8 protein-coding genes are annotated in these 12,795 nt (G+C 65.1%); 6 read left to right on the top strand and 2 right to left on the bottom strand.

The window, feature by feature from the left end; translation table 11 throughout:
* Positions 1 to 241: 241 nt before the first annotated feature.
* From QN084_RS19910 to QN084_RS19890, 5 genes are all read left to right on the top strand, one after another.
* On the top strand, positions 242 to 1,765 hold the full coding sequence (locus tag QN084_RS19910; RefSeq protein ID WP_062096164.1) for a leucyl aminopeptidase: 1,524 nt from the start codon (positions 242 to 244) through the stop codon (positions 1,763 to 1,765).
* A gap of 294 nt (positions 1,766 to 2,059) precedes the next feature.
* Positions 2,060 to 3,442 carry a dihydrolipoyl dehydrogenase gene (lpdA, locus tag QN084_RS19905; protein WP_021473131.1) on the top strand — a complete coding sequence of 461 codons (1,383 nt, stop codon included), beginning with the start codon at positions 2,060 to 2,062 and terminating at the stop codon, positions 3,440 to 3,442.
* A 113-nt stretch (positions 3,443 to 3,555) separates the two neighbouring features.
* Positions 3,556 to 5,352 (top strand): 2-oxoglutarate dehydrogenase, E2 component, dihydrolipoamide succinyltransferase, encoded by a 1,797-nt coding sequence (gene sucB / locus QN084_RS19900; RefSeq protein WP_069695723.1) that lies wholly within the window; start codon positions 3,556 to 3,558, stop codon positions 5,350 to 5,352.
* A 151-nt stretch (positions 5,353 to 5,503) separates the two neighbouring features.
* Positions 5,504 to 5,857 (top strand): hypothetical protein, encoded by a 354-nt coding sequence (locus QN084_RS19895; protein ID WP_021473133.1) that lies wholly within the window; start codon positions 5,504 to 5,506, stop codon positions 5,855 to 5,857.
* Positions 5,858 to 6,103: 246 nt separating this feature from the next.
* Entirely contained in the window at positions 6,104 to 6,532 is a 429-nt protein-coding gene (locus tag QN084_RS19890) for an OsmC family protein (RefSeq protein ID WP_021473134.1), read from the top strand.
* Positions 6,533 to 6,648: 116 nt separating this feature from the next.
* Here the strand turns inward: QN084_RS19890 and QN084_RS19885 are convergent, their stop codons facing one another.
* On the bottom strand, positions 6,649 to 10,197 hold the full coding sequence (locus QN084_RS19885) for a S41 family peptidase (RefSeq protein ID WP_069695728.1): 3,549 nt from the start codon (positions 10,195 to 10,197) through the stop codon (positions 6,649 to 6,651).
* A gap of 85 nt (positions 10,198 to 10,282) precedes the next feature.
* Between QN084_RS19885 and QN084_RS19880 the strand changes: the two genes are divergently transcribed.
* A complete protein-coding gene (locus QN084_RS19880; protein WP_069695724.1) occupies positions 10,283 to 11,185 on the top strand; it encodes a TIGR01777 family oxidoreductase in 903 nt (300 codons plus the stop codon).
* A gap of 44 nt (positions 11,186 to 11,229) precedes the next feature.
* On the opposite strand, the gene QN084_RS19875 is transcribed toward QN084_RS19880, so the two are convergent.
* Entirely contained in the window at positions 11,230 to 12,753 is a 1,524-nt protein-coding gene (locus tag QN084_RS19875) for a serine/threonine protein kinase (protein WP_264398824.1), read from the bottom strand.
* Between the last annotated feature and the right edge of the window lie 42 nt (positions 12,754 to 12,795).

The following is a 12,795-nucleotide window of genomic DNA, read 5'->3' as shown; positions in this document are numbered from 1 at the left end:
CCGTATTCATACAACGCCGCACGTCGGGCTGGCATTCCTGCCTGCCCGTGTGCCGCAGCTCTCATTTAATTGCCGTCCGCAGCCCGCAAGAGACTACGATCGAAACGGGCCGGCATCCTTTTCGTTAAGCTGGCCCTAGACCAAGGCCGCCGTCGCAAGAGGACGTCGGGCGCGTACCGGGGCAGGGCGCCAAACATGCGGTCCCGCCATGCAATGCAGAGAGAAGTGAGGAAACATCCTCGTGGTCAAGACTACTGACATCATCCTCGGCGTGATTGCCAAGGACCTCAAGAAGTCCCCCAGCGACGCCCTCGTGGTAGGCGTAGCGCAAGGTGCAGACGGTCCCGTGCTGCTCTCCAATCCCTTGAGCGCGAAGGCTGCCGAGTCCATCGCGGGTTCCTTGAAGGTCCTGGGCATTACGGGAGCAGCGGACCAGGTTCACCGCCTTCCGGGCCTGCCGGAGACGGGCTCGGAACTCCTCGTGCTCGCCGGGCTCGGCAAGCCGCAGGCAGACGGCAGCTTCACCGGCGAAGCACTGCGTCGTGCAGCCGGCTCCGCGGTCCGCCAGCTTGCGGGCCTGGCGTCGGTGACGTTGGCGTTCCCGACGACGGCCCTCGCCGACGTCGCTGCCGTGGCCGAAGGCGCAGCCTTGGGTGCCTACTCCTACACCGAGCACCGCTCCAGCAAGGACGGCTTGAAGGCGCCGGTAGCCAAGGTTTCGATCTTCACAGCCGTGGATGCAAAGGAAGCGCAACCGGCCCTTGACCGGGCGATCGTCCTCGCCCGGGCCGTCAACGCCACGCGCACGCTGGTCAACCAGCCGCCCAGCCACCTCTTCCCCGAATCATTCGCCGAAGCCGCGAAGGAACTTTCCAAGGGCCTCCCCGTCAAGGTCACGGTCTGGGACGAGAAGCGCCTGGAAAAGGAAGGATTCGGCGGCATCCTCGGCGTTGGCAAGGGATCCACCAGACAGCCGCGCCTCGTCAAGGTTGAATACGCCCCGGCCAAAGCTGCCCGCAAAATCGCACTCGTGGGCAAGGGCATCACTTTCGATACCGGCGGTATCTCCATCAAGCCGGCCCTCGGCATGGGCGACATGAAGAGCGACATGGCCGGTGCCGCCGTCGTACTTAATGCCGTCCTGGCCATCGCATCCCTTGGACTGCCCATCAAAGCAACCGCGTGGCTCTGCATAGCGGAGAACATGCCCTCCGGTGCGGCGCAGCGGCCCGCGGACGTCCTGACCGTCTACGGCGGGAAGACCGTGGAGGTCCTGAACACCGACGCCGAGGGCCGGCTGGTCATGGCCGACGGCATCGTGGCGGCCAGCGAAGAGAAGCCCGACGCGATCATCGACGTCGCCACCCTGACCGGTGCGCAATTGATCGCACTTGGCCTGCGCACAGCCGGCGTCATGGGGACCGATTCGGTCACCTCGGCACTGAAGTCCGCAGCCGACCGGGCCGGTGAATTGGTCTGGCCGATGCCGCTGCCCGAGGAACTGCGCCCGAGCCTGGACTCGCAGGTGGCAGACCTGGCAAACATTGGAGAGCGCAATGGCGGCATGATGACTGCAGCCGTCTTCCTGCGCGAATTCGTTGGCAAGAACGGCAACGGTGAACAGATCCCGTGGGCCCACGTGGACATCGCCGGGCCGTCGTTCAACAACGGCAGCCCGTACGGATACACCCCCAAGCAGGGAACCGGATGCACCGTCCGGACCCTCGTGGCGTACGCGGAAGACCTGCTGACCGCCTCCGCCTAGATCCGCTACCCGCTCCACCAAAGCTTCCGTGGGCCGGCCGGGAACACTCCGGCGGCCCGCGGAAGCCCGGAATCATGCGGCTGATAGCGCTGTGTCACACGCGAACGTGAGTCTCGACACAAGCGCTCCACATTCGCCCGCGGAGGGTGGAGCATGGGTAGGTGGTTCGCTAAGGTGAACTCGATAGTCACAAATGCAAGAGAACTTACGTGCTGGCATAATCGCGGCAGTACAAGTTCCAAAGACCAGATGGCACGCACACCCGTGTCATCATTCACGCGAGGGAGCGTTTTAGTGGCCGATCAGGCAACTGCGCAAGAATTCGACATCCTGGTACTCGGTGGCGGCAGCGGCGGCTACGCCACGGCCCTGCGGGCCGTACAGCTTGGGTTCACCGTTGGCCTTGTGGAAAAGGCAAAGCTCGGCGGAACCTGCCTGCACAACGGTTGTATCCCCACCAAGGCCCTCCTGCACTCTGCCGAACTGGCAGACCATGCACGTGATTCCGCCAAGTACGGCGTGAACGTGACGCTTGACGGCATCGACATGCCGGCCGTCAACGCCTACAAGGACGGCATCATCGCCGGTAAGTTCAAGGGCCTCCAGGGACTCATCAAGTCCAAGGGCATCACGGTCATCGAAGGCGAAGGCAAGCTCCAGGGCACCGACACCGTCGTGGTGAACGGTACCGCCTACAAGGGCAAGAACATCGTGCTGGCCACCGGCTCCTACTCGCGTTCACTGCCCGGCCTGGAAATCGGCGGCAAGGTCATCACCTCGGACCAGGCCCTCACCATGGACTACATCCCCAAGAGCGCCATCGTGCTCGGCGGCGGCGTTATCGGTGTCGAGTTCGCATCCGTCTGGAAGTCGTTCGGCGTGGACGTCACCATCGTCGAAGGCCTCCCCTCCCTCGTGCCGAACGAGGACGCCACGATCGTGAAGAACCTCGAGCGCGCTTTCAAGAAGCGCGGCATCAAGTTCAGCACCGGCATCTTCTTCCAGGGCGTCGAGCAGGACGAAAACGGCGTCAAGGTCACCTTGGTTGACGGCAAGACCTTCGAAGCCGACCTCCTCCTGGTAGCCGTCGGCCGTGGCCCTGTCACAGCAAACCTCGGCTACGAGGAAGCCGGCCTCACCATCGACCGTGGGTTCGTCATCACCAACGAGCGCCTCCACACCGGCGTGGGCAACATCTACGCCGTCGGTGACATCGTCCCGGGCGTGCAGCTCGCCCACCGCGGCTACCAGCAGGGCATCTTCGTCGCCGAAGAGATCGCCGGTTTGAACCCCGCAATCGTCGAAGACATCAACATCCCCAAGGTCACCTACTGCGAGCCCGAGATTGCCACCGTTGGCTACACGGAGAAGGCAGCCAAGGAAAAGTTCGGCGAAGACCAGGTCCAGACCCAGGAATACAACCTTGCCGGTAACGGCAAGAGCTCCATCCTGGGCACCGGCGGCATCGTCAAGCTCGTCCGCCAGAAGGACGGCCCCGTTGTGGGCGTCCACATGATCGGTTCCCGTATGGGTGAACAAATCGGAGAGGCCCAGCTCATTGTGAACTGGGAAGCCTACCCGGAAGACGTGGCCCAGCTGGTCCACGCCCACCCCACGCAGAACGAAGCCCTGGGCGAAGCCCACCTTGCCCTCGCGGGCAAGCCGCTCCACGGCTAAGTCCCCACCAAGACAAACGGAACGGGCGTCTGCGGCATCATTGGCCGCTCACGCCCGTTCCGGACCAGCAGAACTCATCCGCACAAAAGATCAATAAGGAGAACGGGGACGACATGTCTGAATCCGTTAACTTGCCCGCCCTCGGTGAGAGTGTCACCGAAGGAACCGTCACCCGCTGGCTCAAGCAGGTTGGTGACCGGGTAGAGATCGACGAGCCGTTGCTCGAGGTTTCCACCGACAAAGTAGACACCGAAATCCCTTCTCCGGTCGCTGGCGTTATCGAAGAAATCCTCGTCGCTGAAGACGAGACCGCGGAAGTCGGCGCCCCCTTGGTCCGCATCGGCGATGGCTCCGGTTCGGGCTCGACCGGGGAGGCACCTGCCCAGGAAGCTCCCGCTGCTGAAGCACCGGCTGAGCAGCCGGCCCAGGAAGCTCCCGCCGCTGAAGCACCGGCTGAGCAGCCGGCCCAGGAAGCTCCCGCCGCTGAAGCACCGGCTGAGCAGCCGGCCCAGGAAGCTCCCGCTGCCGGCGGCGAAGGCCACGAGGTCACCCTCCCGGCCCTCGGCGAGAGCGTCACTGAAGGCACCGTTACCCGCTGGCTGAAGGCCATTGGCGACACCGTTGAAGTTGATGAGCCCCTGCTGGAGGTCTCCACCGACAAGGTCGATACCGAGATTCCTTCCCCCGTAGCTGGAACTTTGCAGGAAATCCGCGTCAGCGAGGACGAAACAGCTGAGGTCGGATCGGTCCTGGCCGTCATCGGTTCAGGCGCAGCCGCACCTGCTGCGGCTCCGGCACCCGCTGCGGAAACGCCTGCCGCAACCGAGGCTCCCGCCGCTCCTGCTGCCGAGGAAGCTCCGGCTCCCGCAGAGTCCCCGGCCCCGGAGGCACCGGCTGCCCCGGCTGCTCCGGCCCAGGAAGCTGCACCCGCTGCTTCTGCCCCTGCAGCAGCCCAGTCCGAGTCCGGCAGTTCCTCCGAGTCCGGCTACGTCACCCCGTTGGTGCGCAAGCTCGCAAACCAGCACGGCGTAGACATCGCCTCCGTCTCCGGCACCGGCGTCGGCGGCCGCATCCGCAAGCAGGATGTGCTCGCAGCTGCCGAAGCAAAGCAGGCTGCTGCAGCACCGGCACCGGCCGCTGCTCCTGCTGCCGCCCCCAAGGCTGCTGCTCCGGTTGTTGCTTCGTCCCTGCGCGGTACCACCGAGAAGGCACCCCGCATCCGTCAGGTCATCGCCCGCCGCATGCGCGAGTCGCTTGAGGTCTCCACGCAGCTGACGCAGGTGCACGAAGTGGACATGACCAAGATCGCCAAGCTTCGCCTCAAGGCCAAGAACAACTTCCAGGCCCAGAACGGCGTCAAGCTCACGTTCCTGCCGTTCATCGCCAAGGCTGTTGCCGAAGCCCTGAAGCAGCACCCCAAACTCAACGCTGCCTACGACGAGTCCAAGCAGGAAATCACCTACCACAACGCCGAGCACCTCGCGATTGCCGTGGACACCGACAAGGGCCTCCTTGTTCCTGTCATCGCAGACGCGGGCAACCTGAACCTCGCCGGTCTTGCCAGCAAGATCGCCGACGTCGCAGGCCGCACCCGTGATGGCAAGATCGGTCCGGATGAACTGTCAGGCGGCACGTTCAGCATCACCAACATCGGTTCCGTCGGCGCGCTGTTCGACACTCCGATCATCAACCAGCCGCAGGTCGGCATCCTGGGAACGGGTGCGATCGTCAAGCGCGCTGTAGTGGTAGCTGACGAGAACGGCGACGATTCGATCGCCATCCGCTCCATGATGTACCTGTCGCTGACCTACGATCACCGCCTGGTGGACGGCGCCGACGCCGGCCGCTTCCTCCAGACCCTCAAGGCCCGCCTTGAGGAAGGTGCGTTCGAAGCGGACCTGGGCCTCTAAGCCCGGTCACAGCACACCATAGATAAAAAGAGGGGCAGGTTCTCCGGGTAGGCCCGGAAAACCTGCCCCTCTTCCGTGTTCCGGTCGCCACGCCCCCTGGACAAGCACGTTTCTGCTACGTGATGTAGAAGAAACTGGCTAAGCTTGGCTCATGAGTATCCTGTACAGCATTCTGGTGTTCCTGCACATCGTCGGCGCCGCCATGATCGTGGGCTACTGGATCGCCACCATGAAGACGCCCACTGTGCATCCCCGCCAGCGGGACGGTGCGTTCCTTCAGCTCCTCACCGGCATCGCCATGATGGGCCTTATTCCTTTCATGGATGACAAGGACCCGAACTACGTCAAGCTCGGTATCAAGTTCGCCATAGCGATTGTGGTGGCAGTCCTGGCAGTCATCGGCTCCCGCAAGGTCAAGAAGGGCGAGCCTGTCTCCACCGGCCTGGCTCACGGAGTCGGCGGGCTGGCGCTGGTCAACATCGCTCTAGCCACCCTCTGGAACTAAGGGTTCCGGAACCACCTACTGCGGAACCATCTACTGCACGTCCCAGTCGCGCCAAGCACCGACACCGGTCAACAGCCGTCCTGCCCATGGCAGGGCGGCTGTATTTTGTCCGGCGGCCTGCTGGCCGGGGGTCACAATCCACTGACAGCGGAATGTCCGTGCACGTCCTCCCCCGAATCCATAGGATTGGACACGGTGGCAACCCGCGAAGGCGGGTGCCGGCTCACAACTACCCAAGGAGTGGATATGGCAGCAGTACGCACCGCACACACCGTCTGGAACGGCAACCTGATGGAGGGCTCCGGCAACACCACGCTGGACAGCTCGGGACTCGGCACGTTCGACGTCACCTGGAAGGCCCGCACCGAACAGGCCGGCGGCAAGACCAGCCCCGAAGAACTTATTGCAGCGGCCCACTCTGCGTGCTTCTCCATGGCATTCAGCCACGCCTTGGCCGGAGCCGGTTACACTCCGGAAGAAGTCCAGACCAAAGCGGACGTGACCTTCGTTCCGGGTACCGGCATCACGGGCAGCCACCTGACCATGAGCGCCCGTATCCCCGGCATCTCCGAAGAAGAGTTCCGCCGTATCTCGGAGGAAGCCAAGACCGGCTGCCCCGTGTCCGGCGCGCTCTCGAGCATCGACATCACCCTGGATGCCACCCTCACCGCCTAAGCCGGCAAGTTTCCCCCACGGACTGTCCGCTTGAGGACAATCCTTTCCGGAACAAACCATCCGGTAATACGGGAAAGGCCCTGCACTTGAAGAAGTGCAGGGCCTTTCCCGTATTCCTAGCGGGCCTGGGGGCGGGCCGGCAACGCGCCTGGCCGGACGCTCCTGTAGCCCTCCCGGAGCGGAGGCCGGTCCGTAGGCAACTCCTGGATCATTTCCTTGAGCGCGCCGATGCCGTACTCCAGCTGCGGATCAATGCCCGCTGCGTACGCGTGCGGAGGGAACAGTACCTCGATGTCCGGTTCCACGCCGCGGTTTTCCACGTCCCAGCCGATGCCTCCGCCGAACCATGTGGCGTACCGGGGCTGCGTAACGCCCGTCCCGTCAGCCAAGGCAAAGCGGTTGTCAATGCCGACCACCCCTCCCCAGGTCCTGGTGCCGATCACGGGACCGATGCCACGCAGCTTCGAAACCTGGGTGATGATGTCGCCGTCGGAACCGGCAAACTCATCGGCCAGGATGACCACCGGCCCCCGGGGTGCATGATGCGGATAGGTCCGCGGTTTTTCGCCCCGGGGCATGCTCCAGCCTGTGACTTTCCGGCCGATCAGCTCGGCCACCAACTGCGAGGTATGGCCGCCACGGTTCCGCCGAACGTCAACAATCAACCCGTCCAGGGCGGTTTCGGTATCCAAGTCACGGTGCAGCTGCGCCCATCCGTTGGCCATCATGTCCGGAACGTGCAGATAGCCGAACTTACCTCCGGACGCCTCGCGGACAGTGCGGCGGTTGCCGCGCACCCAGTCCTGGTACCGCAGCCGTTCCTCGTCCCGTACGGGCACCACGGCAACCCGCCGCTGGACCCCTGCTGCGATGCCATGGCCCGGGCCATTCACCAGGGTCAGCTCCACCGTGCGGCCTGCCGCACCGACCAACTGCATCGCCGGGGTCACGGCGGCAGAAAGCCCGACGCCGTCAATCGCCAGAAGCACGTCGCCCACCTTCGCGTCCGCTCCCGGACGTGTCAGGGGTGAGGTGGCGAGGGGATCGGAGGATTCGCCGGCCAGGATGGCGGTGATCTCCCAACCGTGTTCTCCCAGCTGGAACTCGGCTCCCAGCCGGCCCTGGCCGTTCCGGCCCGGCTCACTGACAGCAGCCGGCTTGACGTAAGCGTGCGAGGTCCCCAACTCCCCGTGGATCTCCCAGAGAAGATCCACCAGGTCATCATGCGAACCGAGCCGCTCCACGATCGGGCGATAGCGCCGATGCACGGACTCCCAATCCTGGCCTGCCATGTCCGGTGCCCAGAAGAAGTCCCGCTGGAGGCGCCAGGCCTCGTCGAAGGCCTGGCCCCACGCCGCGACGGGGTCCAGGATGACGCGGATCCTGTTGAGTTCAACCTTCACCAGGTCGCCGGACTCTTCGTCGACTTTCTTATCAGCCGGAACTGACGTCACCTGCTGGTCCAGCACGTAGACGATCCGTTGCCTGTCGCCGCTGAGCCGGTATCGGTCGGCGGCCTTGACCAAGGTGGTCTCCTGGCGCTTTGCAAGGTCGTAGCGGATCAGTGCCGGAGCGGGCTTCTTGTCCTGCAGCGTTCCTTTGCCCTCTCCCGTGACGCCGGACAACTCCGTGTCCAGCCAGAGGAGGGATCCCTCGCCCGCCGTCAACGCGGAGTAATTCCCTTGCGGCACAGGCACGGCAATGACGCGGTGGGCGAGTCCCTCCGCATCCACCCGCACGACGGGAGCGTCGACGTCGTCGTTCTTCCCGGCGTCGGCGGGATCGTCTTCAAGGGTGTCGATGGAGGGCCCGAACGGCGACGGCGTATCCGCAGCCAGCGCTACGAGGTACGGCTTGATGGGGCTTGGGAAGGACAGGTCAAAGGAGTGTCCGTCATAAACGGGGTCGAAGCTCCGGTTGGAAAGGAACGCAAGGAATTTGCCGTCCGGAGTGAAATGCGGCGATTCGTCGCAGAACCGTCCGTCAGTGACGTCGATGATGTCGGTTGCATCCCCGCTGGGCTTGGCGATCCTCAGCTTGCTGCGGGTCCCGAACGACGTCACCGGCTCGGACCAGGCGAGCCACTGCGAATCCGCCGACCAGGCCAACTGTTCGACGCTGCCTTCACCGATGCTGACCAGCCGGGACAAGGCTCCGGACGCCGCGTCCGCCACAAACACGTCACCGAACGCAGTTCCGATGGCCAACCAGCGGCCATCGGGGCTTGCTTCCAGCGCGCTGACCCTGGCAGGCGCCGGAAGTTCCACCCTGACTTCGCCGTGGTGCTTCGCTTCGGGGGCAGCAGTGGGCTCCGCCGCCGCAGCCGCCGTGTCCGGTGACGGAGCTCCGGTGTCCGCTTGCGCTGTTCCCGCGCTTGCCGACGCGGGGTCTCCGGCCTTGGGTTCCTGCGGGGCTCCCGCCGCTGATTCGGGTCGACCCACAACGCGGGATACGGCCACCGGCTTCGGGAGGACTCCGTCCGGCGCTTCGCTGGCTTCTTCCGGCGACGGCTCCGCGGCGGACTGGCCCGTCACAGCCTGTGCCGTCGCAGGCTTTGCGGGAGGGGCCAAGCGCGCGGCAATACGTTTGATGTAGAGGGCTTCGACGCCGTCGTGATCGGCTACGTAGGCAATCCTGCCGTCCGTCAGGGGACGCGGGAGGCGCGCACGCACGCCGGGCGTCGCTTCGACCACGCGGGACGGGCCGTCCTTATGGCGCAACCAGTGGATCGTGCCGTGGGTTTCAACGGCGCTGGCGGTTCCGTTGATGTTGGGAACCACGTCACCGAGGTGGCCCGACACCTTCAAGGGGGCCGGGCGACGAGCCGCTGAAGCGGACCCGAGCGTGATCTCCAGTTTGGTGGCTACAGCCTCGGAATCCAGTGACGGAAGGATCCACAGCTCCCCCGCGGATTCAAACACCACCCTTGTACCGTCCGTGCTTGCGTGCCGGACGTAGAAGTCCTCGTGGTCGGTATGCCGGCGCAGATCGGAACCGTCCGGGCGGACCGAATACAGGTTGCCGTATCCCTCATGGTCGGAGAGGAAGGCAATGCGGTCCTTGATCCACAGGGGGTCGGTAAGGTTGCCGTCGAGCTCCGGGACCAACCGCTCGTACTCACCGTTGCCGTCAGCATCGATCCACAACTTCCCTGCCGTACCACCCCGGTACCGCTTCCACCACGCAGGTTCCCGGGACAGGACGCTCGCCAGGACAACCGGCCGCTCATCCCCAACCTCCGGGCCGAATGCGACACCCTCCACAGGTCCGAAAGGAAGTTCGACGGCGGCGCCGCCTTCCAGCGGCAGGCTATAGGCGTGGGTGTGCCGGCTTTCGGCCTTCTGGAAGGCGCTGGTCACCACGATGTGGCCCGATGGGTTGAACCCCTTGGCTTTGGTAGTGCTGTGCCCGAAGTAGCTCAACTGTTTGTATCCGGCACCGTTGATATCGGCAGTCACCACTTCCGGCGCCGTTCCCACCACCGTTGTCCACACGAGCCGCTTGCCGTCCGGGGTGAACCTGGGATTCCGTGCCGGCAACTGCTGGGAGGAAACCCGCCAGGCGCGGCCGCCCGTGACGGGAGCAATCCAGATGTCGTCTTCGGCCACGAACGTGACAAGGTCGCCGTGCACATGCGGAAAGCGGAGGTAACTGGAAGAGGTCATTGTTCGATCATAGTCAGAAGGTGAAACACCGTCGCCGCTGTTCAGCGGCGTTTCCAGCATGCACCGGCCCGTGATGAGATGGGTCATGAGAATCGTGATGTCCGGAGCTTCCGGAATGATTGGCACCGCGTTGTCCAAGCTGCTGGAGTCCCGTGGGGATGAGGTGATCCGGTTGGTGCGCAGGCCTGCGGCCAACAACAAGGAGTGGTCCTGGGATCCGTCCGCAGGTGTCCTGGACGAAGCGGTCTTGGACGGTGCCGACGCCGTAGTGAACCTTTCCGGCGCGGGGATCGGTGACCGTCCCTGGACGAAGAACAGGATCCGGGTCCTGCACGAATCCAGGCTCCAACCTACCCGGACCCTGACGGCGGCAATGGGCAGGCTCGGTTCCCCGCCACGCGCCTTCGTCAGCCAGTCGGCGTCGGGGTATTACGGAGCGTCCCGCCGGGAAGTCCTTCATGAGGACTCAGCCCCCGGCGAAGTCGGAGTGTTGGCGCCATTGTGCGTGCAGTGGGAGGAAGCGGCCAGGACGGCTCCCGACGGTGTCAGGGTGGTGACTCCCCGGACCGGCGTCGTGCTGAGCACCCAAGGCGGGGCGCTGGGTCCGTTGCTTCCACTCCTCAAAGTTGGCTTGGGCGGCCCCTTCGGCAACGGCCGGCAGTACTGGCCGTGGATCACCCTGGCCGACGAGGCCTCGGCGCTGGCGTTCCTTGTGGATTCGCAGCTTGAGGGCGCCGTGAACCTCTGCGCTCCGGGCCTCGCGGACGTCAACACAATCGTTGCCCGGCTGGCCGAGGGCTTCCACCGGCCGGCATTCCTGCGGGTACCCCGGCCGGCCCTCAGGCTTGTCCTGGGCGGACTTGCCGATGAGCTGGTTATGGCAGACCAAGCGATGTATCCAGGCAAGCTGGCCGGGGCGGGCTTTACGTGGCAGCATCCCGAACTGCGTCAGGCAGTGGCTTGGCTGACGAGCCGGCCTGGCCGGTAAGTCCAACAGCCTCAAAGCCCGACCCACTCACCGGCCGGAAGCCCTCACTGGTCCGAAGCCAGGATTTCGACGATGCGCCATGCCCCTTCCGTCCGTTTCAAGACGAGCCGCAGGTCCTGGGGTTTGCCTGCCGGCTGCCGGTGCATGACCCGGCCCGCTGCGTCCCTCTCTTCGTAGTCGGAGGTGGTTGCTGTCAGTTCCACTTCGGCGCTGTTTCCATCCTTGCTTCGCAGGGAAACGTTGGCCACCTCGGTGGACAAGCCGCCCAGCCGGATGCCTTGCGAGGCGAGGTGCCCGGATAAGTCCTTATCTGCAGCCTCAGCCGGCGAGCCGGGACCATTGACCAGGGCCAGCAGCTCCGGGCGTCCTTCGCGCAATGCAAGGTCCCGCACTCGTGACAGGGCCGGGAGGGCGGCCTCGGGTTCGGTCGCCTTGAGAGCTTGGGCGAGGTCGGCCGGGAGGTCATGGCTGAATGGTGTGGTCCCGGCGACTGGAACAGCGGACCGCTCCCCCGTCGAAACAGCGGTGGCATCAGGGGTCTGCTGCGAGGGGGATCCGTTGGGCCACAAGTAGGCCCCGGCCGCAAGGAGCGCCAGACCGGCTACGCCGATCGTTCCGGCCTTTATGATGCCTCCCCGAACGCCTTTGCCGGAGGACCGGCGGCCAGCGGCACGCAGGGTCCCGGAGGAGATTACATCACTTTCCCAAACCAATGGCGTGGCCCGCTTGCGGCGCCACGGGAGCCGCCGTCGTCGTGTATCCGCGTCCCGCCGGCGGGTCAACAGCTCTGGAATGACGGACGGGTGGACCGCCCCGGCAAGATCCACCGGATGCGCGGCCGCGCTTCGGTGCACGGCCGTACCGAACTCTTTGGCAGTGGGGCGGGCCTTCGGATCGGGATCGAGCCCGGCCTCGAGGGCCGCGGCAAGGCCGGAAGGAACCCCCGGAACCAACAACGGCAACGGGGGCCGTTCGGGGCCAGGCTCAGGAGCGTGGCCGGTGAGGCAAAACCAACCCAACGCAGCCAATGAGTACACATCGCGGGCAGGTTGGAGGATCCTCCTGCCCGCCCGGCCAGTGGAAAAACTGTCCGCGAAGCCTTCGGTCCCCGCCGGGTGGGAATCCTGGACTTCTCCCAGAAGGCTTGCCGTTCCCAGATCTGCCAGCAAGGGCTTGCCGTGGGAGGTGAAGAGGACGTTACCGGGCGAGATATCACCGTGCACAGTGCCCTCACCGTGCAGATAGGACAGTGCATGCGCCAGCGGAACCAGGACGGTCACCGCCTCGCCGATGCCGAGGCTGCCGCGTATCGCGACGAGGGCGGCCAGTGAGCCTCCGGCGGCGTAGTCAAGGACGAGTCCCACGCCGTCGGAACCGTAGCCACTGAACTGCACGACGTCGTGCACCCTCAGCAAGTGCCCGTGCCGGAGCGATGACATCACTGCCACCTCCCGGGACGCGCCGTCCACCATGGGTACGTTCCCGGCATCCTTCTCCGGGACGGCGATGCACTTGATGGCGAACCTTGAGCCGGCCCCGTGCCCCGGGCCGTGGTCCTTTTCAGCCAACCAGACTGTGGAGGATGCACCTCGACCCAGGAAACGGTGGAC

The sequence above is a fragment of the Paenarthrobacter sp. R1 genome, assembly GCF_030264015.1.
Lineage (GTDB): Bacteria > Actinomycetota > Actinomycetes > Actinomycetales > Micrococcaceae > Arthrobacter > Arthrobacter ureafaciens.
Note: the sequence above shows the minus strand (reverse complement) of the source record. Positions and strands in the feature narration are given on the sequence as shown.